This is a genomic window from Pseudoalteromonas sp. SG41-1, assembly GCF_014164575.1.
GTDB classification, from domain to species: Bacteria; Pseudomonadota; Gammaproteobacteria; order Enterobacterales; family Alteromonadaceae; genus Pseudoalteromonas; species Pseudoalteromonas rhizosphaerae.
In genome coordinates this window covers 158376-182435 of the sequence record NZ_JACJFL010000002.1, presented here as the reverse complement: position 1 = coordinate 182435, position 24060 = coordinate 158376, and the positions used below count along the sequence as shown (strand labels likewise).

At 40.2% G+C, this 24060-nt stretch carries 17 protein-coding genes; 11 read left to right on the top strand and 6 right to left on the bottom strand.

The genetic code is table 11. The annotated features are described in order from the left end of the window. The first annotated feature begins 48 nt into the window (after positions 1–48). The 4 genes from H5203_RS02340 to H5203_RS02325 all read left to right on the top strand — a co-directional run bounded on the left by H5203_RS02340 (position 49) and on the right by H5203_RS02325 (position 9269). Positions 49–2373, top strand: coding sequence for a TonB-dependent receptor domain-containing protein (locus H5203_RS02340; protein WP_182819308.1), 2325 nt, complete (start codon positions 49–51; stop codon positions 2371–2373). 250 nt (positions 2374–2623) lie between these two features. Then, complete coding sequence (locus tag H5203_RS02335; protein WP_145234287.1) at positions 2624–3634, top strand: alpha/beta fold hydrolase; 1011 nt, start codon at positions 2624–2626, stop codon at positions 3632–3634. 473 nt (positions 3635–4107) lie between these two features. Further along, positions 4108–6249, top strand: a complete 2142-nt coding sequence (locus H5203_RS02330; protein WP_145234289.1) for a glycoside hydrolase family 16 protein — start codon at positions 4108–4110, stop codon at positions 6247–6249. A 74-nt stretch (positions 6250–6323) separates the two neighbouring features. After that, on the top strand, positions 6324–9269 hold the full coding sequence (locus H5203_RS02325) for a TonB-dependent receptor (protein WP_182730915.1): 2946 nt from the start codon (positions 6324–6326) through the stop codon (positions 9267–9269). 47 nt (positions 9270–9316) lie between these two features. On the opposite strand, the gene H5203_RS02320 is transcribed toward H5203_RS02325, so the two are convergent. Continuing rightward, the gene (locus H5203_RS02320; protein WP_182819307.1) at positions 9317–10789 is read right to left on the bottom strand and encodes a S41 family peptidase; all 1473 of its coding nucleotides are present in this window, start codon (positions 10787–10789) and stop codon (positions 9317–9319) included. 318 nt (positions 10790–11107) lie between these two features. On the opposite strand from H5203_RS02320, the gene H5203_RS22770 reads away from it, so the two are divergent. Beyond that, the gene (locus H5203_RS22770; RefSeq protein WP_259401893.1) at positions 11108–12037 is read left to right on the top strand and encodes a 7TM-DISM domain-containing protein; all 930 of its coding nucleotides are present in this window, start codon (positions 11108–11110) and stop codon (positions 12035–12037) included. A 12-nt stretch (positions 12038–12049) separates the two neighbouring features. Continuing rightward, on the top strand, positions 12050–12652 hold the full coding sequence (locus tag H5203_RS22765; protein ID WP_310736539.1) for a GGDEF domain-containing protein: 603 nt from the start codon (positions 12050–12052) through the stop codon (positions 12650–12652). Between the two features lie 24 nt (positions 12653–12676). On the opposite strand, the gene H5203_RS02310 is transcribed toward H5203_RS22765, so the two are convergent. Further along, positions 12677–13099 carry a VOC family protein gene (locus H5203_RS02310; RefSeq protein ID WP_145234299.1) on the bottom strand — a complete coding sequence of 141 codons (423 nt, stop codon included), beginning with the start codon at positions 13097–13099 and terminating at the stop codon, positions 12677–12679. A 591-nt stretch (positions 13100–13690) separates the two neighbouring features. Between H5203_RS02310 and H5203_RS02305 the strand changes: the two genes are divergently transcribed. Further along, positions 13691–15874: a fasciclin domain-containing protein gene (locus tag H5203_RS02305; protein WP_182819306.1), complete on the top strand. Its 2184-nt coding sequence runs from the start codon at positions 13691–13693 to the stop codon at positions 15872–15874. A 70-nt stretch (positions 15875–15944) separates the two neighbouring features. Here the strand turns inward: H5203_RS02305 and H5203_RS02300 are convergent, their stop codons facing one another. Together H5203_RS02300 and H5203_RS02295 are read right to left on the bottom strand one after the other, a co-directional pair. After that, a complete protein-coding gene (locus H5203_RS02300; protein WP_182734009.1) occupies positions 15945–16769 on the bottom strand; it encodes a sterol desaturase family protein in 825 nt (274 codons plus the stop codon). Next, complete coding sequence (locus H5203_RS02295; RefSeq protein WP_182819305.1) at positions 16759–17208, bottom strand: SRPBCC family protein; 450 nt, start codon at positions 17206–17208, stop codon at positions 16759–16761. The genes H5203_RS02300 and H5203_RS02295 overlap by 11 nt, the downstream gene beginning before the upstream one ends. A 96-nt stretch (positions 17209–17304) precedes the next feature. On the opposite strand from H5203_RS02295, the gene H5203_RS02290 reads away from it, so the two are divergent. Together H5203_RS02290 and H5203_RS02285 are read left to right on the top strand one after the other, a co-directional pair. Then, on the top strand, positions 17305–18303 hold the full coding sequence (locus H5203_RS02290; protein WP_182778169.1) for an AraC family transcriptional regulator: 999 nt from the start codon (positions 17305–17307) through the stop codon (positions 18301–18303). Between the two features lie 94 nt (positions 18304–18397). Then, positions 18398–19153: an ABC transporter substrate-binding protein gene (locus tag H5203_RS02285; protein WP_182819304.1), complete on the top strand. Its 756-nt coding sequence runs from the start codon at positions 18398–18400 to the stop codon at positions 19151–19153. Here the strand turns inward: H5203_RS02285 and H5203_RS02280 are convergent. After that, the gene (locus tag H5203_RS02280; protein WP_182819303.1) at positions 19150–19560 is read right to left on the bottom strand and encodes an NUDIX hydrolase; all 411 of its coding nucleotides are present in this window, start codon (positions 19558–19560) and stop codon (positions 19150–19152) included. The two genes, H5203_RS02285 and H5203_RS02280, sit on opposite strands and share 4 nt — an antisense overlap. Positions 19561–19812: 252 nt before the next feature. On the opposite strand from H5203_RS02280, the gene H5203_RS02275 reads away from it, so the two are divergent. Next, positions 19813–21702: an AMP-binding protein gene (locus H5203_RS02275; protein ID WP_182819302.1), complete on the top strand. Its 1890-nt coding sequence runs from the start codon at positions 19813–19815 to the stop codon at positions 21700–21702. A gap of 119 nt (positions 21703–21821) precedes the next feature. Beyond that, entirely contained in the window at positions 21822–23090 is a 1269-nt protein-coding gene (locus H5203_RS02270) for a mechanosensitive ion channel family protein (protein ID WP_182739522.1), read from the top strand. 3 nt (positions 23091–23093) lie between these two features. Here the strand turns inward: H5203_RS02270 and H5203_RS02265 are convergent, their stop codons facing one another. After that, positions 23094–23978, bottom strand: coding sequence for a LysR family transcriptional regulator (locus H5203_RS02265; RefSeq protein ID WP_149979999.1), 885 nt, complete (start codon positions 23976–23978; stop codon positions 23094–23096). Between the last annotated feature and the right edge of the window lie 82 nt (positions 23979–24060).

Genomic DNA, 24060 nt, shown 5'->3' with positions numbered 1-24060 from the left:
GTTACTTATTAGATTAATAATCTTTATTCTTGTCATGAAGGAAGTACAATGAAATCCCGCCCGCTTTATCTGGCCTCACTGATCAGTGCATTATTAACATCAACAACACTTATTGCTGATGATGACACAGCTGAAAATATGGAAGTGATGGTTGTCACCGCTTCTGGTTATGAGCAAAAATTAATAGATGCACCTGCAAGTGTCTCAGTTGTCTCTCGCGAAGATCTACAAAATAAGCCATTTACTAGCCTTGCTGATGCGCTTCGTGATATCGAAGGTATCGATGTTGGTGCCGGACAAGATAAAAACGGTAATATTAGTATTACCATGCGTGGTTTACCCGCAAGCTATACTCTAGTGCTTATTGATGGCCGCCGTCAAAGTGACGTAGGTAATATAGGCCCAAACAACTTTGGTAACAGCCAATTTATGTATATGCCGCCACTTGAGGCTATCGAGCGAATTGAAGTCGTTCGTGGCCCAATGTCCACTTTATATGGCGCTGATGCAATCGGTGGTGTAATCAATATTATCACTCGTAAAAATCTTGATAGCACCCATGGTAGCGTCACGGTAAGCAGTAATATCCAACAAGACGATCAATACGGTAACGATAATAAAGTCGATATATATTTGACCGGACCAAGCGGCGTTGAGGGATTAACTTACGGGATCCGTGGTAGTTTTTATGACCGTCAAGAAAGTGAGCCAACTTACAGCGAAAGTTTACCACTTCCAGATGGCAGCATGTGGGTTGATGATGGTAGTTTTGGCGATAAAAAAATCGTTGCAGCACGTAACTGGAATACCGGCGCAACAATAAACTACCTGATCAATAATCAGAATGAAATCACCTTTGAGTACGACATAGCCAAACAGCGTTACGATAACACCGAAGGTCAAACGGGTACGTTAGATAGCCCAGTCAGTTTATGGCGTGTTAGCAAAGGCATTGTACAGCCACGCGTTGGTTATACTCCATATCAACGCGTTGAACGTGAGCAATTTGTATTTGCACATGTTGGTCGATACGATGTTGGTACGCTGACCAGCAGCATTACCCAAAGCAGCAGTGAAAACTTTGGTCGCTCATTACCTCTTAATGTACAAGAGCGTTTAGGTGTGCAGGCCATTTGGGACCAAGCAGTACAAGATCAAGGCATCGACAAGCCAGAACTAACGGATGCAATTTACGCTCAACTTGATGAGACTTTTTTACCACGCCCAATGCGTACACTAAAACTTGATAACTTAATTATTGATACTAAGTTTGAATCAAATATAGATAACCACTATTTTGTAGTAGGCGCACAATATTTTGATGCCGAAATGGAAGATGGTGTATTTGGTATGTACGGGGATGGCTTCCGTGAAGGTACGACTCAAGATCATCGTCAAACAGCTGTATTTGCTGAAGATAACTGGGAAATTACCACAAATCTAACTGCAACTTTCGGCGCTCGTTATGATCATCATAATATCTTTGGCTCACAAGTTAGTCCTCGCGCTTATTTAGCCTACTCTCCTGCTGATGAATGGACTTTCAAAGGTGGTATCAGCACAGGTTACAAAACCCCTGAGCCAAACCAACTATTCTCTGGTATTACAGGTTTTGGTGGCCAAGGTACTAAACCTTTTGTTGGCACGCCAGACTTACAACCAGAAACCAGTGTAAACTACGAAATGGCTGCTTACTTTAATGGCAGTGATAGTTTTAGTGGTAACGTAACGGTGTTTTACAATGATTTTAAAGACAAAATCATTAACCAAGATAACTTACCAAACTGTGAAGTGGCCATAGCTGATGAACCTTGTGTTGAAATTGGCGCAGGTTGGGCTGGCATCGGTAGCACCACCTTTACGCAAGCTGCTAACGTAGATAAATCAGCTACTCGTGGTGTTGAAATTGCTGCTAATTGGCAGATTATTGAACAGTTGTCACTACGTGGGAACTTTACTTACACCGATAGTGAAGTGAAAAGTGGCCGTGATGAAGGACTACCTTTAGTTAATACACCTAAAAATATGTATAACTTAACGCTTGCATGGCAACCATTGGATGATTTGAGTATTTCACTTATTTCTGAAATCCGCAGCGATCGTTACCGTGGTACGGCAAATGTGTCTGGTCCACAGGGCCCTGAAACACAAAAGCTCTACTACAAAGCCTATGATCTATATCATTTAGCAGCAAGTTATAAAATTAATGATAGCCTAGCATTAAATGCCCGTATTAATAATCTGTTAGATGACGACTTATCAAGCCGTACTTGCTTATTAGCAACCTCAGAGGAAGAGTACGAATGTACATCTGATTACAATACCACCCAAAAAGCACGCAGCTTGTGGGTATCAATGAGTTACAGTTTCTAGAATAAGAAGCTATAAAAATAAAGCCCAGCAACAATGCTGGGCTTTTTTTTATTACGATTTAACCGTGCCTTTTATACTTCATCACCCAACACAGATTCGTGGCCGAAGCAGCTTAAAGCGTATACTCAATAAGGGTTACCGATGAATAAGCAAAGGAAGCCTTAACTTATAGTATTAAATTTTAGAGTTTATTCGCTTAGTATGTGAAGATATGTTTTGACAGATTTAATTTAAATCATTGAGGGATCTTATGTATAGAATATGGCTATTAAGTTTATGTTTTGTCTTCGGTATTGCAAATGCACAAGCGCCGCAACCACTGAGCTATGACGCATTATTAAGCAACTATAATTACGATTTTGACGTTGACTATTTTAACCTTGACTCACAAGGGCTGTCGTTAAAAATGGCGTATATTTACTTACCTGCAAAGGCTGGTAAACCCGTTATGACTTTAATGCATGGTAAAAACTTTAACGCTCATTACTGGACTGAAACTGCACTATTGCTACAAAAACTCGGTTATGGCGTGCTGATACCTGACCAAATTGGTTTTGGAAAATCATCTAAACCACGAGATTATCAGTTCTCTTTTGCAGCCTTAGCTAGTCACACCCATGCTTTAATGAGCCAACTTAATATAAATAAATCAATTGTATTGGGTCATTCTATGGGCGGCATGCTGGCAAGTCGCTTTGCGCTTATGTATCCACAAACAACCCAACAATTAATTTTACTCAACCCTATTGGCCTTGAAAATTACCTGCAATATGTTGATTACAAAGACACTAACTTTTTTTATAAAAATGAGTTAGCTAAAACACCTGCCGGGGTAAAAGCATACCAGCAAAAAAATTACTATGACGGAAAATGGAATAACCAATTTGCTGCTCTGACGAATTTTATCACCGGACAAATTCAAGGCCCAGATAAAGAGCTAGTAGCGTGGGTTAACGCAAAAACATACGACATGATTTTTACTCAACCCGTTATCACCGAGTTTAAAAACTTCACTATGCCTGTTTCACTAATTATAGGTACAAGAGACAGAACAGGACCTGGCCGTAACTGGAAGAAACAAGGAGTAGATTATGAACTTGGCCGCTACGATCAATTAGGTAAATCAGCCGCGGCATTAATTCCTCACAGCCAACTATTTGAACTGACTGATTTAGGTCATTTACCCCATATTGAAGATTTTAAGCGCTTTAAAGCTGTATTGTTAAAAGTCTTAGAAGCAGGCTCAAAGCCACTAGAGTAATATTTAGGCAGTTCAGCTGTTAAAGTTATTAACTGCTGGTTTGATTACTCAACGCTGACCTTTGAAAACCAATTAATAAACATAAATGCCTACTATTAGATACCTTTGAGCGATAACAGAAAAATATTGTTAATTAGCATGTGGATTCACTTTTAATATTTTGATGGCACTAAAAAATAACAACTCACTGATATTATTAGACTAAAACTCTATCTCCATTAATATATTGCTATTCTGAAGTTATTTAAAAATTAAATAACTTTTCAGTTTAAAACTAAAAAAGCAGGTAATGTAAACTTAAAGTTAAAGAAACAAGCAGTCTGTTGTTGACCAAATTACAACCTTAGCTTACTCTATGTAAGCGCTTACAACACACACACTGATAAATGTAAGCGCTTACAACTTCGTTCGTAGACACAATAACAACCACAACGAAGTACTTTTAAATTTTTGTCGATACTGGGGTTCAACTAATGAACATGACAACAACCAAAGTAAGCCGCCTTGTTGCGGCAATATCCATGACCATGCTATTTGGCTGTGGTGGAAGTGCTGAGACAAAATCTGACTTCACAAAAGTCGATCCACAAAAGCCGGTTTCTGATTGGCAAATGGTTTGGAGTGACGAATTTGATGGCGCAAGTATTGATTCTAACAAGTGGAACTTTGAATTAAATTGTGCCGGTGGTGGTAACAACGAAAAACAATGTTACACCGACAGTGAACAAAATGCCTTCATTAAAGACGGTGTACTAAACATAGTCGCCTTACCGGCCGATGAAGGTGCCGAAAAGCCTTATACATCGGCACGTTTGAACACCCGCTACAACGCTGATTTTACTTATGGTCGTTTTGAAATGCGTGCAAAGTTGCCTTCAGGGCAAGGTAGCTGGCCTGCTTTTTGGATGATGCCAACTAATGAAGTATATGGTACATGGCCGCGCTCTGGCGAAATTGATATTTTAGAAGCTGTAAATTTAAAAACAGTTGCTGAAGATGGCACCGTTGAAGCTAATATTCATGGCACACTTCACTATGGTCGTGAATGGCCTAACAACTCGAACTCTGGTAAAGCGTACACATTTGCAGAGGGGATGAACCCTGCTGACGATTTTCATACTTACGCTATTGAATGGCAAGAGGGCGAAATTCGTTGGTACGTAGATGACTACTTATATGCCACACAACGTCGTTCTGAAGTTCGTTATAACTCAAAAGACGAAGCTGTTGGCCTAAAACATAAAGGCTGGTTTGCTGAATACTTTGAACAAGGTAATGGCGAGCTTACAACACATTGGGATAATGCCCCCTTTGATAAAGACTTTTACCTTATTTTAAATAACGCCGTTGGTGGTGATTGGCCGGAAAACGTAAATAACTTAGGCGTTGACGCTGCAGCATTTGCAGAGGGTCAAAGCTTTGAGATTGATTACGTACGCGTTTATCAATGTGCAGCTAATACTGACACAGGTAAAGGCTGTGAGACAGTACGCCCAGGTTACGACAACTTAGAAGATGCACTTGTTGAAGGTAAAGCGCCTGTACCTACTCCACCAAGTGATGGTGTTGCAAAAAACCTTGATATTTTTAATGGTAGCTTAGACGCAAACTGGATCGCTTGGGATTGTTGTGGCGGAACCACACCAGAAACCATTACCGACGCTGACAAAGGCGACGTAGTTAAATTTAATATCAACGATAATAACGGTACAGTATTAGGTTTTTCAACCCGTGGCGGTCACTTCCCTGATGGCTTTGCAGGGTCATCGTCTCCATTTGATGCTTCTTTACTGCTTGATTTAAATGGTCGTGTATCATTTGATATGAAAGTAGTGACTCCTCCAACATCTTCAACTACTTGGTTATTAAAGGCTGAAGCCGGTGATGGCGGCCCTAATACGGGCGACGTCCCACTTAGCGAAAGTAATGAAGGTGTAACACCTGTTACTGGCCAATGGCAGACCTATACGTTTCCACTTTCTTTACTACAAGAAAGAGGCCTCGATATAAGTGCTATTGATGTATTAATGGTATTTCCTACATGGCAAACAGGTGGCGGTGCCGAGTACTTAATTACCAATGTAACTATTGAAGGTGACTTACCAAAAGTCGATCTTTTCAGTGATGAACAAAACCTAGATTGGCCAATGTGGGATTGTTGTGGTGGTTCAAAACCGGTTGAAGTAATGGATGATGAAGAACACGGTTTAACGGCTGAGTTTACTATTGGCGCAACAGCAACAGTAATGGGCTTTAATAGCCGCACAGCTGCAGGCGGAAGCGGTGAAGCATTCGATGCTACTTCGATATTAGAAAACGGTGTAATAGCGTTTGAGTTAAAGGTGATCTCAAAACCAAATAATCTTGATTCAGTTTGGAATTTCAAAGTTGAGTCTGATAACGGTAGCTCTGCTGTCGAAATTCCATTAACTGACAGCGTCGAAAGTGTAGAACCTACTATTGGTGAATGGCAAACATATACCTTTACCCTTGCTGATTTAGCGGGTGCAGGTTTAGATGTTAGTGCATTAGATGTGGTGATGATTTATCCAACTTGGGACACAGGTGAAGGCGCTGTTTATCGTGTAGATAACGCATTCATTGGCATTCCATAACTAAGAATCACTTTATGGTAGGTGCGTATAAGCACCTACTTACCGTAAAAAATTTAGTAAAAAGCAGAGCAATTATGAACACAAATAAGTTTAAAAAAAGCCAAATAGCGGCTTCTGTGTCACTTATCATCGCTGCAAGCACATTTAACTTCGCTAACGCTGCGCAAGAAAGTACTGCCGAACCTGAAATCGAAGTAATACAAATTAAAGGTATACGTGGTTCACTGATCCGCTCTATGGACATGAAACGCGATGCATCTGGGGTAGTCGATGCAATTTCTGCCGAAGAAATGGGGAAATTCCCAGATACCAACTTAGCTGAATCACTACAACGCATTACGGGTGTATCGGTGAGTCGTGCAAACGGCGAAGGTAGCCAAATTACAGTCCGTGGTTTTGGCCCTTCATTTAATTTGGTAACACTTAACGGTCGCCAAATGCCTGGAACGGGTAACTCTCGTTCGTATAATCTTGAAAACATCGCCTCAGAAGGTGTAAGTGCCTTAGAAGTATTTAAAACTGCCCGTGCTGATGTGCCTAGCGGTGGTTTAGGTGCGACAGTTAATATTTCAACATCGCGCCCTCTGCAAAGACCTGGGCAGCACTTTTCAGCAACAGCAAAAGCAATTCATGACTCATCAAATGAAGTTGGTAGCGATGTAACACCTGAAATATCAGCTATTTACAGCAATACCTTTAATGATGAAATGTTTGGTATTGGCTTTTCATTCTCGCATCAACAGCGCGACTTTCAAAAACAAAGTGCTAATATTCAAGGTTGGCAAGCTAATGTAGATTTACCGACTCTTTCAGAAGATAAATTTATTGATGCTCGCCCAGTTGATGCAGACGGTAATCGCGTAGGTAATCATTTTTTTGCAAAAGACATGAACTACGCTATTGAAGATTTACAACGTGAGCGTACCAATGGGCAAGTAACACTGCAATTTGCACCCACTGATAATTTTGTGGCCACCCTTGATTACACAGCAAGTGAGGCTACAACAGGGTCAAAAACTCTCGGCTGGGGTATTTGGAACGACTTTGGCAGTAATATTAACGGTTACGAGCTAGATGAAAATGGCACCGCTATTTATGCAGATATAAGTGGTAACGATGCGTCATTTACCTCGAGTAAAAACACCACTGAAGTAAAAGCTCGTTCTATCGGTTTAAATTTAGATTGGCAAATTAATGATACATGGAAAATTGAGCTTGACTACCATGATTCTAAAAACGAAACCGACAATGGCGCAGACAAAGGTCTAGGTAGTGATGGGCAAGTTATTTTAGGTTCTGATCAGCTTGTTAATAAAATTTATGATTACCGCACTGGCGAAGTTCCGCATACGCAAGTTAATTGGAAAAACGGCACGAATGTATTAAGCCCAGGTGAGATTGATTCAAACTTTAGCCAGTTTATTCATTCACCGGGGGAATCAAATATTGAACAACTTCAACTACATGCAAGTTGGATAAATGAAAGTTTTGACATCGGTTTAATTGAAGTTAAGTTTGGTGGTTCGCGCACAGAGCAAAACACTGGTGGTTATGAGGCATGGAGTGGCTTAGTTGGTGGCCCTGGTTTTAACCCTTCTTACACTGAAATTTTCCCAGATGGTATGTTTACACTTCATGATACCTCAGGATTATTAGATCAATTTGCCGGTGGCGGTAGCAATTTACAACCAAACTATTACTACAGCTATGATTTTGACGAAGCCGTAGCAAGACAAATGGCATACTTAACCGCTGATGTAACAGGCGGCGATGCTTATGCACCTAATGCCTATCTTGATGGCATTGACAGTCAAAGCTCGGTTGAGGAAATTACCAACAGTATTTATGTTCAATCACGTTGGGAGTTTGACGTTAGTAATTACTACGTTAAAGTAAACGCAGGTCTTCGCTACGAAGAAACCGATGTAACCAGCTCTGTTCGTCAGCGTGTTGAACAACAAGTTAATTGGATAAGCGCTTCAGAGTGGATCACTCAATATTCAGCAGGTGGCGATGATAACTTCTTAGTGCAAGAAGGCAGTTATGATATTTTACTGCCATCAATTGACTTAAGTGTTGACCTAACTGATGACGTGGTTGCTCGCGTATCGTGGGGCAAAACAATGTCGCGTGCACCTTTGGGCGATTTAGCTGGCGGTCGTTCACTAACAGGCAGTCCAAAACCGGGATCACGCGTAGGTAGTCAAGGTAACACGGGGCTATTACCGTTTGAATCAACAAATCTTGATTTATCTTTAGAGTATTACTACGCAGAAGGCAGTTATGCATCTGTAGGTTACTTTAAAAAGGACGTTGATAACTTTATTCAAACCACCATTACCCCAACAACCATTGAAGGCTTATATGATATTTTAAATGGCCCGCGCTATTTACAAGCTGTGAGTGATATTGAGGCACGTGGTGAGCAAGCAACAACCGATGCCATTTTTGCACAAATGCTTGCTAATGGTGATGGTAATGTCAATGGTCAAATTGAACCAAATAGTAACGATCCGCTTATTACTTGGAACATTAGCCAACCACAAAATACCGATAGCAAATCAGTCGATGGTTTTGAAGTGGCAGTACAGCACTTAATTGGCGAAACAGGCTTTGGTGTCGGTGTTAATGCTACATTTGTCGACGGAGATGTTGAATTTGATACAGACAGCTTAGACCAACAAGCTCCGTTAACGGGCTTAAGTGATTCAGCTAACTTCCAAGCGTTTTACGAAAAAGATGGCTTATCAGTAAAACTGACTTACGCATGGCGCGATTCATACCTTATTGGTGTAGGCCAAGCACAAGGTTCTGCTGATGCACCACCACAATATGCTAAAACATATGGCCAGTGGGATATGAGCGTAAATTATGACGTTAACGAGAATGTGACGGTATTCTTTGAAGGTATAAACCTCAATAATGAAACCGAGCAAGGCTATGGCCGTTACGAAGAGCAGTTCTTATTTGCTCGCCAGTATGGTCCACGCTACGCAATTGGTGCACGCTATACCTTTTAATAAACCTAAGTAATTAAACATTCCAGCCGCTCATTGAGCGGCTTTTTTTATAACTGTTTAATTTTTTCTAATAGCTTATCGGTTGTCCAATCAATATCGTTATAGGCAATATCGGGCTTATAGTAATCGCCCTTTCCTCTTGCTCTATCAACATACACTTTATTAGGGATAATAACTTTACCTAACCCTGAGGGTAACTCGGCTAGTCGAACATCCATATACAATGAGTCAGCACTGCTTGGCGCGCCAAATAACTGAGTGTTTGAAAACTGCTTAAATACATCAATGGCGTCAAGACAGGCACTTGCACACTGTGGCGGCACAATAACAAAAACCTGTGTTTTAAAGTCACTCACTAGCGATGTATTTTCGCTTTGATTTGATTTGCTTTGCTTTGCTTCTATATAAAATGGCTTATTGTTTTCAAGTGACTTTGCCATACCTGCAGCTATTTCTTTAATCTCTTTATGGACTTCAGGTTGATCTTTCACCACTTCAATTAACGATTTAACATAGTTAGTATTATCTTTTGACGCTCTCCACCAAACCCGGCTATTTTTTGAGTAGTTATCCATTTTTTGTTCAACAACTTGCTCACCCCACAACACTTTTGCAAGCTTTAAGCTCCAATAAGACGAGCCACCTTGGTTATGACGAAGATCTAAAACCACCGTTTTTGCACTGAGTAACTTAGTACGTTGTTCAGTCACTTTTTTATACAGGTTGTTGTAATCATGAGTTTGCTTATCGTTATTTGCAAAACTGGGCATAGCAATCCACGCTATGTTTTGCGCAGGCCAAGTTAAATCGGTTGTAAGCTCATCCCCATTATAGGCATGTGTTAAATGCTTACTTACACTCTTTGGCCGAACAGACCAATCAAGGGTTTTACTGTAAGCTTGCCCATTAGCTTTAATAAATTGACATTCTTTTAGAGGTGTTAAAAATGGGTTACCATCATCAATTAGTAACCGCCAACCTTGCTGCCACCAATGCCCAGGTTGTGTAACCTGTCCATGAAATTTAAACACTCTTTTTCGCATTAAAGTCTCGGTACTTTGCCCATCGCAACCACTTATCACATCACCTTTATTTATATTATCTGTTTCACTGTAATACACTTTTAATGCATCACCCCGCCAAACGGCACTAAAACCAGGCCAACGACGAGCAGATCGTTCAACGCTTGAAAAAGCCCCTGCATGGCCATCTTGTAAAATAGTACTAAAGCGCGCTATAGCCGCAACATGAGCTTGTGCACCACTGGCCTGAGTTGATAGTGCAAGTGCCTCTGCTTTTGCTTGCTTTAATAGTTCAGGAAAGGCTGGGTTGTTAACATCAAACATACCAGGGTGGTTTTGTACCGATATGCCGTAAGCGGCTTCAATATCACGCTCACTAACACTGCGCCATTGCCCTGGGGTTTGAGGAGAAACCGGTAATTCAGCTACACTTAAGGTAGGCGCAATTAATAAAGCGCATAATAAAGTACGATTAACTATTGTTGTTTTTATTTTCATGAAAATCCTTTTTAATGCGATCAATTACTTTAGATCCACCAAGGGTGATCAACCCCCCGATCTCAAGCAAGTAAAAAACTACCAGTTTATTTTAAAGCAATAACTTATCAGAACAACTTAACCCGAAGCCAGTCGAAGTTCAACTAACTGCAGCCTAGGTCACTATTTCTTATCAATATTTACTAGTAAAGCAAACTAGCTTTGCTAGTATGAGGTAATTATTATTTTTATGTCTCACTTATGCGCAATACTACCGTGAAAATAAGGAATAGCTTCCTCTTCCCAAGCTCCCGCTTCCTCAGGTTCAACGGTATCATATTGGCTTTTATTACTCTGCTATTGAGCGGCGCAGCTTTCGCTGAAGATAACTGTTATTTAACAGCTATTGCAAACAATGTATCAACCCCGTTATTGCAAAGTGTTGCATCAGACATAAGACTAGTAAAAGGGGTTAACCAATTTGAATTAGTATGTACACTAAGTCAAAGTGGTGTATTCACTTTTACTCGCCCTGCACTTAAGAGCTTTTCGTGGCAACAAGATGGCGCATTAAAAGCTCCCTTAAAAACAAATCAAATGGCTATTTTGATGGAACAAGGCAGCTTTCACGCACAGCTCACTGTAACAGTAACAAATAGCTACACCCCTCGCTTTACGTGGTTAAATACACAGCAGTTTATTGAAAGAGTTCAGTTATATAATTTAATTTTCGGAGTGTTTTATGGCTTGTGTGCCACACTTATTTTTTATGTACTAATAATAGGTTATGGTATTAAAGATGCTATTTTCAAACAGTATGGTGCATACCTTTTTTGTATTGCTAGCTTTATCTTTTTACAAGAAGGTCAACCCTATTTATTTGCTCAAAATCAGTTTTCCGAGCTTATCAGAAACCTTTATTCATTAAGTATTGGTTTAACTGTTGTGAGTGCGACTTGGTTTATGTGCGCAATATTAGCATTGCCGCAATATTGGCCAAAAGTGAGTCACTTATTAAAAATTGCCGCTTTGTGTGTACTTACCTTGTGCTTACAAAGAGTAGCTTTAGATTTACCCGCTATTGCTAATCTCACCTCAGCGATTACAGGCTACTTGTCATTATTGATTGTAATGAGTATTTTTATACTCTCAGCCGTGCAAGCTAAGCAAGGTGTGAATGAGGCAGGCTTAGTTTTTATAGCCTTAAGCTGTGTATTTATTAGCATGACTTTTAGAATATTACTCACCGAATACAGCCCTTTTATTTAACGTTATGGGTTTGTGATTGCTTTTACTCTTGAGTCATTACTACTGGCCATCGCCGTGGCCAAGCGCTTACAAAGACTCAGTTATGCAAAAAAACAGGCTGAACGACACGCTAATTACGACCCCCTTTGTCATATACATAATCGTCGCGGTTGGAGCTTAAAAGCAAACGACTTATTAACTCAACATGCTCAACAAGGCGGTATCCTGTGTTTTTTATATATAGACTTAGACCGCTTTAAAGTAATAAATGATAGTTATGGCCATGATGTTGGCGATAAAGTGTTAAGCAAAGTAGCGCAATTGATTAATAACCATATGCGCAGTGAAGATGCGGTTGGACGCTTAGGCGGGGATGAGTTTGTGGCTATGGCATTATTTACCAGCAAAGATAAAATTAACCAACGAGTTGCGACTCTTGAACAAAAGTTAAATGCGCTTAGCTTAGAGCACCAAGGCAACACCATCGCTATTTACGCAAGCGTAGGGCAAATAAACTATAGCGAAGCGCCTAAAAATTTAGATGAGGTTTTAAAAGCCGGTGATGAAGCAATGTATCAAAAAAAGTCATTACGAAAAGCGCAGGCTAAGCAAACCTACACAAGAGAAAACGCCTAAAGTAATCGTTTAGGCGCATAATCATTACTCGTCTTTTTTGAATAAGACTTCTGGGTTTACCATAGTTTTCATTTCTAAAACATTGCCGTTTGGATCTTCAATAAAAAACGTCTCTTGTTCAAATTCATTGCCAACAAAACGACGGTATGGTTTATCTAAATATTCGAGACCAGCAGCCGCAATGCGCGTTTTTAAAGCTTGAAATTGATCTTCTGATAGATGAATGCCAAAGTGAGGGACTGCCACCGCGCCCATATCAACATCATGACGTACCGTTGGTAAGCGCTCTTCGCTTTGGTGAAGCGTTAACTCGTTACCCCAAAAATCAATGTCTACCCATCGCCCTGCTTCACTATTGCCCGTTTTACAGCCAAGTACGTCACAATAAAATGTTTTCGCTTTTTCGAGATCACCTGCCGGTATTGCCAAGTGCAAACAGTTGGACATAAATTACCTTCATTAATAACTTTTAACATATGAAATATGCTGCATTATACATAAATTGCAATTTATATAACATTAACAACATCTGTTTTGTGCTATTAAATGCGAGAGCTATGGTTTGTGATGTGCGCGCTAAAAGTAAATTTTTATTATTAAAATTCGTCAATCCAAAATTATTAATTCCTATCATGGTATCAGCAGCTTTGATAGGCCTTATTGTCTAGTTTATGTCATTCCCGAAGAGTCATAGTAGCAATACTTATTTATCAATATACGCCTAGCCGACAGCTTTGCCATTGGCTTTCTTGCAAGCTCTGTCATCATATTTTATGGTTATTACATCGAGCACAGTGTTGATGACTTTACTGGCGCTTTAGGAATGTGTGTATTCTTCATCCGTGTATATCTGCAGCGTATTTATTTTTATTAGGGGCGCCAAATCCTTAGTAACCTGAATTTTTTCTAAATAGTCTAATAAAATCTTAACGATATCCCAAAACAAAAAATAACAGGCCTTTTTTTGATCAGTTATAGCTTCCCTTACGTAATGTTCACACAGCTATAACACTGTAACATTCAATCAAAGGAAAAATTATGAATAAAGTATTTAAGCTATGCGCAGTCATACTTCCCTTGTTACTGATCCAAGGCTGTAATGACGATGATAACGTACCTGTAAGTACTGACCCACAACCAATTACTACCATTTTTGATGCTGCACAAAGTTCTGATGATTTCACTACACTCGTTGCAGCTTTAGAAGCAACAGGTCTTGACGAGACTCTTGATGATACAACGAATAGTTACACAGTATTTGCTCCCACCGATGCGGCTTTTGCATTACTAGGTGAAGACAAAATCAACGCTTTATTAGCTGATACTGACAAGCTTAGTTCAATATTAACTTATCATGTTTTATCAGGTAGTGTTGATGCACAAACAGCAATTAGCCTCGCAGGCACAACGGTTGCAACTGTCAATGGTCAAAATATTGCTCTATCTTTAAATGGCGATACGCTGTTAGTAAACACAAGCACCGTTACCATGACTGATATTGAAACTGATAACGGTATTATCCACGTCATTGATGCTGTTTTAATGCCTAAAGAAGTTTCTGAAACTGCGCCAACGAAAAATATTGTTGAAACAGCGCAACAAGCTGGTAATTTTAGTACGTTACTCACAGCGCTTGATGTTGCGGGTTTAACAGCTGCATTGTCGGATAATTCAAAGGAGTATACTGTATTTGCCCCAACAGACGCTGCATTTGAAGCTGTTGGTAGCAAAATGATAAACACCCTATTAGCTAATCCAGATGTACTCGGCAATATTCTAAAACAACATGTGTTAACTGGCTCTATTGATTCAGTAACCGCAATGTCTCTAAACGGTCAATCAGCTGAAACACTGCTTGGTAATACTTTACCTATTTCAATTAACGCAGACACCAACATCTTGATGTTTGGCGGCGCTAATGTGGTAATAACTGATATAAAAACAACTAATGGCATTGTTCACGTAATTGACTCTGTGATTGTTGCTGACGTTGCCCTACCAGAGAGTTTTGGCACAATTGCGGATGTTGCAAGTGAAAATGGCAGCTTTACTACATTACTCGCTGCACTCTCAGCAACAGGTTTAGACGCATTGGTTAGCGATCCAACCAGCACATTCACGGTATTTGCACCTACTGACGCAGCATTTGCTGCCCTTGGTCAAGACACTATTGACGCTTTATTGGCAGATACCGACACGCTTCGTGATATTTTACTTTACCATGTAGTAGCAGATGCAAATGTACTATCTGATGCAGCAGCCACCATTGCAAACAGCGAGAACAACAAAGTTGAATTGGCAAATGGTGATATGGCTGCTTTATCGTATGTAGACAGCTCACTGTTTATTAATGATGCGGCGGTAACTACAGCGAATGTAACTGCTGACAACGGCGTTATTCATGTATTAAACAAAGTGATTATGCCACCCGCTGAAGTAGGCACACCGACCAAAACTATTGCAACAGTTGCCACAGAAACATCTGCATTATCTACACTAGTAACTGCACTGCAAGCAGCAGGGTTAGTGGATACGTTTAACGATACCACTAAATCGTTTACGGTATTCGCACCAACAAATGCGGCATTTAGTAAAATTCCTACCGCTGATTTAAATGCTTTATTAGCTGACACTACTGCACTTACTGGCGTACTTACTCAACATGTATTAGCTGCCCAAGTAGGTAGTACTGATGCGTTTGCTGCTAACGGTAAAATGGTCACTACACTTGCTGAGAATATGCTAAGCGTAAACGTGGTAGATTTTACCAGTACCGAAAATACAGCAACAGACAGCGTAGCCTATGATGCAACTAATAATCGTTTAGTAACGGGTATGGCCGATGCAATGCCAGGTAAAACGGTGTATGTATTTGATAACGACTTAGGTGAAGCAATGAGCGTATGTGAAGCAACTTGTGCAACAACGTGGCCACCCGTGTTAGGCACTGCGGCGTCTATCGAAAATATTCCGGGTTTATCCTTGATTGCTCGCTCAGATGACAGCATGCAAGTAGCTTACCTTGGCCGCCCTTTATATACCTTCTCAGGTGATACGGCAGCCGGTCAGAGTAATGGTCAAGCTGTGAACGATATTTGGTGGCAAGTAAGCTTACCGGCTACATCACTACAAGTAGCTGGCAGCAATGTAACAACCACTGATATTTACACTAGCAATGGCGTTGTACACTTAATTGATACAGTGATCACAACGGCCAAATAATTAAATTTTACTGTGAGATAAGCCAGGAGTGATGCTATTTGCTCCTGGCTTTTTTATATAAAAAATAGGCTTACTTATTACTACTTTGAGAGCTTGTTGGGTAACCAAATACTACTTTTAATTTAGCTTTTAACCCGTTTGCCCTGTAGGTACTTTTAAATAAATACTGCCACTGATGAAAGGTAATTTTGATCGGGTTATTACTGTTTAGTTGGCCAATAATGCCGTATTTACAGGGTTTGTTTTCATCTTCTTCGACGTAAGTGCCAAATAATTTATCCCAAATAATTAAAACACCAGCGAAGTTTTTATCTAAGTAGCCATTATTTATAGCGTGGTGCACCCGATGATGCGATGGGGTATTAAATAATGCTTCAAACCAACCGAGCTTTTTTACCACTTGAGTGTGTACAAAAAATTGATAAGCCAAATTAAGTGCCACCACAGCAAAAACAATCACAGGCTCAAAGCCTATTAATATCATCGGCAACCAAAATAGCCACATTCCCGCCAGCGGATACATTAAACTTTGCCTAAATGCCGTGGTAAAGTTCATTTTAGTAGAACTATGATGCACTACATGAGCGGCCCATAACCAATGAATATGGTGTGATGCACGATGAAACCAATAGTATAAAAAGTCTTGCAGTAAAAAAGCGCCTAATACAGTAAATACTGTCAATTCAATATCAAATAGTCGAAACTGATACAGCCAATAAAAAAACGGCATTAATAATAATAACGCAATGGCATCAGCTCCTTGATGTAATAAAGCAAGTAACGCGTTGGCTAAGCTGTCTTTTATATCGTAGTAACGTCTAAATTTTATAAACTCAAACCCTACAAACAGCAAAAAAATAGGGCTCAGTGCCAATAAAATAATTTCAATGCTCATGGCGTTTCTCCTGAAAATAGCTGGCTATTTTTTTAAGTGCTTGGCTAACATCTTTTTTTATAAAAAAAGCCAGTATAAAATTGGGTAACCACAAAGGCGCAATGCAACGAATATGGTAGCTGATCTCGGTGAGTGATGGCTGAGCATTATTGGCTTTTAAGTAAATATCACCACGGTGCTGTGCAACGGGTTTATCCCCTAAAATACGGTAACTAATGTGGCTATTATCGGCCGTTATTATTTGCTCTTTAAATGTTGTACCTCGCATTTTTATTTGTCTAATAGTGCCTTTTCCGCCACTTATTTCACCCGAGTCTTGCGGTGTTAACACTTTAAACTGCGCATTAAAAAAGCGCCCCAAATCAGCATGCGCTAATAATAAGGTGCGTAATTGTTCAGGCGTTGCTGCCACACTATTTTTAACATTTATCTCAATCATTGTGTGCCCCCTATTATTTTTATAGATCTCTAGCATATAAAAATATTGCATGGCAAACTTGCGATTAGATGACTATTTTTTAGCTTTAGGCGACAAATGAAAACCTTAGCCGATCATTACTTTTCTAGCTGTTTGGATTATCTTCAAAGCAAAAAATTAGATAGCCAAGAGATACTAACTACCATTGAATTTGATGAATATACAAATAAGCAAACACAACAATTAGCACCACGTATTAGCTTAAAAAGCTACAATGCGCTGCTTAGTTATGCACAGCAAACGCTAAACGACTCCTTATTTGGGTTTGAGTTAGGAAAACAAATACGTACCGCTGATTTTGGTGTACTTGGGTATTTAATTGAATCGAGTACTAATCTAGCCAGTGCCATTACTGCATTACTGAGTTACGACAGTTTAGTGGCCAACATAGGGCGTGCTGAGTTTGAACAGCAACGAACACTTTGCAAGGTAACCTGGTTAGCAGACCCACAGTGCAGCCCACAGGCCGTATTACGAAATATGACCGCGTGGGTAAGTGTTATACGCCAACTACTTAATCCTCAGCTTTCGCCTAGTTGCGTTTATTTTACAGCACGTTTTTCAGATAGTGAGTTGCAACAATTAGCGCAATGGTTTAATTGCCCAGTAAAAGCTGGCGCTAACTTTAATCAAGTAGAGTTTCCAAGTAGTTACTTAACCCTGCCTTTTAAAACCGATAACTCCCAGATTAACGCTGTACTTAAGCAAATGTCAGAGCAACAGCTATCCCAGTTTAAAAGTCAGCAATTATTAACAGAAAAAATTAATCATATTTTAATGGCTAAATACGATTTGCAGGACTGCTCACTGATCAGAACGGCTAGTGCTTTAAATATGACCCCGCGCACAGTGCAACGCCACCTAAAGCAAGAAAACACCAATTTTGGTGATCTTCTTGAGCAAGAGCAAAAACGCCGTTTGTTAACTTATATTCCTCATTATTCGCTCAGCAGTATTGCAACTATGTTGGGGTTTAATGATCAAAGCTCTTTTAATCGTGCCTTTAGGCGCTGGTATCATTGCTCACCTCGCCAATTCATAAAAAACAATAATTAAACACTTTGCTTACTCAAAACATACATTTGTCGTATACCTTCTTACTAACTTTCTTTACACTAACCTTATGGTGTTGCTTTAAAGACAATTATTTATGCGCTTGGTGTTAGCTGTTTTTGTATTGGTTTTTTATAGTGCGGTCTGTCACGCAAACCCGGTTACCTTCATCGCTGAAGATTTACCGCCTTATCATTTTATAAACCCTCAAGGTGAAACGCAGGGCGCCTTAGTAGATATCGCTAAAGCAGTATTAAAAGGTACGGCTTTAACTGCAAAATTTGAAATAATGCCGATGGCGCGTATGTTTCCACAACAACAAGCCAATCCTAATGCAATCATGCTGTCACTGTTAAAAACTCCAAACAGAAATAGCCAGTTTAAGTGGCTGGGGAAAGTGTATTTTGCAGATGCATACCTAGTAAGTTTACGTAGTCATAACGATGAAGTGATTCACTTAAACTTTGCCAAAAAATACAAAGTAGCCACTATTCGCGGTTATTCTGCACAGGCTTATCTAGAAGCTCAAGGCTTTACTGAAAATGAGAATCTAGTCTTAGTGAGTTACTACCAGCAGCTATGGAAAATGCTGTATAAAAATCGTATCGATTTTGTGGTGACTAACACCCTCACACTTGAAAACGAGTTAAAGCGAACAGGGCTCGACCCAAGCTTAATTACTAAGCGTATACATTTAGATGAGCTACCTTCTTCTCTTCACTTTGCAGCAAGTAAGCAGCTTAACCCGCAAACAGCGAAAATTATTACTGATAGATTAAACGCGATAAAAGAAAGCGCTGAATACCAACAAATTTTAAATAAATGGCAACTCCCTATTCCAACGCGCCTTTAGTATCGAGTAGGTAAAACACCCTGTGTTAAGTAATTTTTTAATGAAGTAAATAAAGGTGAAGGTAAGTTATTAATATCGCACCAACGCCACTGTAAACATTTATTAGGCTCTTTAATTACAGGCTCGCCGCCTTCATACTTTGCCTGCACATATAAAGTAATATAATGCTTGTTCTCGGCGCTAAAAATATCGTTGGTAAAATCGAGTTTACGAATATTAGTAACAGTAAGCCCTGTCTCTTCTGCTACTTCGCGCACTGCACATTGCTCAACCGTTTCACCAAATTCTAAATGCCCCCCAGGGGTTGCCCAGGTATTTGCACCATGTGCGCCTAACCGTTCACCGAGTAAAATTTTATTATCATGCATTACTATCACTGCAACGCCTACTCTGACAACTTGACTCATTATTACCACATTAAATAGTTCATCATTTTTATATGTTACCTCATTTAAATCATCAAACTAGTCGTTAGTTCGTTATAAACCATAGCGTTAGCTAAAAACCACACAATCCGTTTATTATTTAACCGACCATAGTCGAATATCACTCCTGATAAAAAGCGCTTAGTTTTAAGGTCTGTTGATCTTTCAAGCTTTAATGTGCAAAGGTCAACAGACCCTAAATAAAGTTATATTAAATTTTGCTCAGGAGCCTTTATGTCAGGTGAATACAAACAACATTACAACGAGTTTAAACAAAACCCGGCAGCGTTTTGGTTATCGCAAAGTAAACGCCTCCCTTGGTACCAGGCTCCCGAAACAGCTTACACACAAGATGAAAACGGTTTATATCACTGGTATGCCGATGGCCAACTTAATAGCTGCTTTTTAGCCGTAGATCAGCATGTTATTGCCGGCCATGGCGATGAAACAGCGTTAATTTATGACTCACCCGTAACCAATACCGCGCGCAGCTACAGTTACTTTGAACTGCAACAAGAAGTCGCTAAATTCGCAGGATTAATGCAGTCTTTAGGCGTAACAAAAGGCGACCGCGTGGTTATTTATATGCCCATGATCCCCGAGGCCGTAATTGGTATGTTAGCCTGCGCCCGCATCGGCGCTATTCATTCGGTCGTATTTGGCGGGTTTGCAGCGCATGAGCTTGCCGTAAGAATTGATGACGCCAAGCCTAAGTTAGTACTCAGTGCTTCTTGCGGTGTAGAAGTGAATACCGTAATTGAATACAAAGAGTTACTTGATAACGCCCTCGAATCAGCCTCGTATAAAGTAGAACATTGTATTATTTATCAGCGTGAGCAAGTAACTGCACCACTTATGCCTGAGCGTGATATTGACTGGGCTGTTGCAATGCAAACAGCTACTGGTGTTGATCCTGTTCCGGTAAGTGGCGATCACCCGCTTTATATTTTATACACGTCAGGCACAACGGGTACTCCCAAGGGGGTTGTTCGTGAAAATGGCGGCCATGCCGTGGCCATGCATTACAGCATGGAAAATGTATACGGTATGAAACCTGGTGACGTGTTTTGGGCCGCTTCAGATATTGGTTGGGTTGTAGGCCATTCGTACATAGTGTATGCCCCGCTTATGTACCGCTGCGCCACTGTTTTATTTGAAGGTAAACCGGTTAGAACCCCAGATGCCAGTGCATTTTGGCGAGTGGTTGAACAGTATAAAGTAACGGCTTTATTTAGCGCACCGACAGCCTTCAGAGCGATAAAAAAAGAAGATCCCAATGCCGATGGGTTTAAACAATACGATACTTCAAGTCTGAAACGCTTGTTTTTAGCAGGCGAGCGCTTAGATCCCCCCACCTACGATTGGCTCAAAGAAAAAACAGGCCTACCTGTGCTTGATCATTGGTGGCAAACCGAAACTGGTTGGGCGATAGCCTGTAATCCTGTCGGCATTGAGCACCTACCTACAAAAGCAGGCAGTTCAACGGTTGCGACTCCTGGGTTTGACGTACGTATTTTAGATATGAATGGTGACGAATGCGCCCCCAATGAACAAGGTGCAGTCGTTATTAAACTGCCTTTACCGCCAGGATGTTTACCCACTATTTGGCAAAATACCGAACGCTTTAAAGCCGGTTATTTAAGTGAATATGAAGGCTATTATCTTTCTGGCGACGGCGGTTATATTGATGATGATGGCTACCTATTTATTATGGGCCGCACCGATGATGTGATTAATGTCGCGGGGCATCGTTTATCAACCGGTGAAATGGAAGAAATTGTAGCCGCTCATCCCGCGGTTGCTGAATGTGCCGTATTTGGTGTTAATGATGTGCTCAAGGGTCAAAACCCCATGGCCATGGTAGTGTTAAAAAATGATTTTCATGGCTCGCATAAAGAAGTAGAGCAGCAATTGGTGCAAACCGTGCGTAATCAAATCGGCGCTATTGCGTGTCTTAAAAATATTATGTGTGTAGAGCGCTTACCAAAAACACGCTCAGGTAAAATTTTACGCAAAAACTTACGTCAACTTATTGATGGTGAAGAACTACAAATTCCATCAACCATTGACGATCCGAGTATTTTTGAGGAGTTAACTCTGCAACTTGCTGAAAATAAAATATAAATATTATTTTTAAAACGTCTATTTAAGCGCGGCTTAAATAGACTTTTCTCGCCCCATCTGCTTAACTAGATTTCATTAAATAGATGAAACTCACGCAAATAAATCTCTTGGGAATATAAATGACTGAAATACGATCGCAGCTGCGAGAATTTTTACTGCAATGGTTTAGTCTTTATTTTCCTGGGAGTGCGCATTTATGGTACAACATATTAGTACTGTGCTGGGTTGGCTTATTTGCGCTCATATTGCACCTCATCTTAAGGTCAGTTTCAAAACGACTACTTAAAGGCCGCTTTAGTGATAAAGTTGTTCAAACCGATACCCACACGCCTGCCGACTTAGCGCTTAAATTAACACGTAATATTTCCTTTGTTTTACAAGGTGCTGTGGTTGTTATACAAGCAAGGCTCTGGGTTCCCGAAGGAACGGCTTTTTTACATATCATTGAGATGTTTACTGATCAGTGGATCATTTTATTTGCACTACTTTCGCTGTTCTCTTTGCTCAATATTTTTCAAGCGATATCTGATAGACAACCCATTGCAGCTCACTTTCCATTACGTGGTTTTTTACAAACAATTAAACTGATCGCCAGCGTATTAACCGGTATTTTAGCGATTTCATTATTAATGAATAAATCCCCGTTAATATTACTCAGTGGTTTAGGTGCGCTATCGGCTGTACTGCTACTGGTGTTTAAAGACGCTATTTTAGGGCTGGTGGCCGGTATTCAGCTCTCAGCAAACAATATGCTTGCGGTTGGTGATTGGTTAGAAATGCCCAAATACGGCGCAGATGGCGATGTGATTGATATAGCCTTGACCACAGTTAAAGTAAGAAATTGGGATAAAACTATTACCACTATCCCAACTTATGCGCTAATTTCTGACTCATTTAAAAACTGGCGCGGTATGTCAGAATCCGGTGGCAGGCGCATAAAACGGAGTATTCACATAGAAATGAGCAGTGTGCGCTTTTTAGATGAGCAAGAGATCACCGCGCTGAAAAAAGCAGATTTATTAAGCCACTACCTCGAAATTACCCTACCGGCTATTAACGAGCAAAATACCACGAAAAAAATAGATATGAGCTGTACGTTAAATGGTCGCCGGCTCACTAATGTTGGCACATTTCGTCATTATTTAGTCGCGCTATTAAAACATCACCCACATATTCATCAGGGAATGACACTGATGGTAAGGCAGCTAGAGCCAACTAAAAATGGCTTACCCATTGAGATTTATGCATTTACCAATACAACTAATTGGGGTGAGTATGAAAATATTCAGTCAGATATATTTGACCATATATTAGCGATATTACCCGCCTTTTCGTTACGTGCCCATGAGGCACCAACAGGGAACGATATTCGTCAACTAATTAAATAGTCACTAAATCCGTTTTAATTGCGCTATTAACCACTGGTGAATATCGCTGTTATTTGAACGTGGATGCCATGCAGCAATCACCTTAAATGGCGGTGGTAATAATTCAACTTCAAGCTGTTTCACTTTGGCGTTTGGCAGTAAACGCGATGGGTAAAAAGCAATTAAGTCAGTACTGCAAAGCAAATCGGGGACAAATGAAAAGCCAGGCACTGACATAACAATATTGCGCGCATAGCCCTTATCAGCAAACCATTGGTCGTGAGAGCCTCGTAAGTTAGCGCGGGACGCCGAAACCACTAATTGAGGGTGTGCCGCCACTTCAGCAAGATTCAATGTCGATGAAGAAAACACCGTGTCTTTCCCTGCAATACAAATATGTTGTTCTTCAAATAATGTGTCATAGATTAAGTTTGCAGGGATAAATTCAGGAAAACTAATTAATAAATCCAGCTCTCCTGCACTTATTAATTGATTAACATTATCAGAGGCAAAGTCACGAATAATCAGCTTTAATCCTGGCGCTTCGCGTCTTGTTATTTCTAATAATTGTGGCAAAAGAGCTGCTATAGCGTAATCAGTCGCACTTATTGTAAATACGCCCTTGTAGCTACTTGGGGTAAATTGTTTAGGTATTAATAACGCTTCTACCTGAGTTAATATTTGATTAACGGGCTTCTCTAGTGCAATTGCTTTAGGTGTTGCAACCATTGTATTGCCTTGGCGAATAAAAAGCCGATCGTCAAATAAGTCTCGCAATTTTCGCAGCTGCTCACTAATAGCCTGCTGGGTTAAGCCCATTTTGCGCGCCACATCCGACACATTTTTTAGTTTAAGTAATGCACTCAATATTCGTAATTGTTTTATATCAAGCCGAGATATACCATTCATAATTGTATCTTAAACAAAAAAGCATTGTTTCAAATTGTACCTTTTAATCCCTATGCTCACCAGCATTGTAATTGGCGCTAAA

What these genes read in the sequence shown, in the direction of transcription:
- H5203_RS02275 (WP_182819302.1), top strand. Translation starts at nt 19,813, where the DNA reads ATGTCAGGTGAATACAAACAACATTACAACGAGTTTAAACAAAACCCG.
- H5203_RS02325 (WP_182730915.1), top strand. Translation starts at nt 6,324, where the DNA reads ATGAACACAAATAAGTTTAAAAAAAGCCAAATAGCGGCTTCTGTGTCA.
- H5203_RS02295 (WP_182819305.1), bottom strand. Translation starts at nt 17,208, where the DNA reads ATGATTGAGATAAATGTTAAAAATAGTGTGGCAGCAACGCCTGAACAA.
- H5203_RS02300 (WP_182734009.1), bottom strand. Translation starts at nt 16,769, where the DNA reads ATGAGCATTGAAATTATTTTATTGGCACTGAGCCCTATTTTTTTGCTG.
- H5203_RS02310 (WP_145234299.1), bottom strand. Translation starts at nt 13,099, where the DNA reads ATGTCCAACTGTTTGCACTTGGCAATACCGGCAGGTGATCTCGAAAAA.
- H5203_RS02335 (WP_145234287.1), top strand. Translation starts at nt 2,624, where the DNA reads ATGTATAGAATATGGCTATTAAGTTTATGTTTTGTCTTCGGTATTGCA.
- H5203_RS02290 (WP_182778169.1), top strand. Translation starts at nt 17,305, where the DNA reads ATGAAAACCTTAGCCGATCATTACTTTTCTAGCTGTTTGGATTATCTT.
- H5203_RS02320 (WP_182819307.1), bottom strand. Translation starts at nt 10,789, where the DNA reads ATGAAAATAAAAACAACAATAGTTAATCGTACTTTATTATGCGCTTTA.
- H5203_RS02280 (WP_182819303.1), bottom strand. Translation starts at nt 19,560, where the DNA reads ATGAGTCAAGTTGTCAGAGTAGGCGTTGCAGTGATAGTAATGCATGAT.
- H5203_RS02305 (WP_182819306.1), top strand. Translation starts at nt 13,691, where the DNA reads ATGAATAAAGTATTTAAGCTATGCGCAGTCATACTTCCCTTGTTACTG.
- H5203_RS02330 (WP_145234289.1), top strand. Translation starts at nt 4,108, where the DNA reads ATGAACATGACAACAACCAAAGTAAGCCGCCTTGTTGCGGCAATATCC.
- H5203_RS02340 (WP_182819308.1), top strand. Translation starts at nt 49, where the DNA reads ATGAAATCCCGCCCGCTTTATCTGGCCTCACTGATCAGTGCATTATTA.
- H5203_RS02265 (WP_149979999.1), bottom strand. Translation starts at nt 23,978, where the DNA reads ATGAATGGTATATCTCGGCTTGATATAAAACAATTACGAATATTGAGT.
- H5203_RS02285 (WP_182819304.1), top strand. Translation starts at nt 18,398, where the DNA reads ATGCGCTTGGTGTTAGCTGTTTTTGTATTGGTTTTTTATAGTGCGGTC.
- H5203_RS02270 (WP_182739522.1), top strand. Translation starts at nt 21,822, where the DNA reads ATGACTGAAATACGATCGCAGCTGCGAGAATTTTTACTGCAATGGTTT.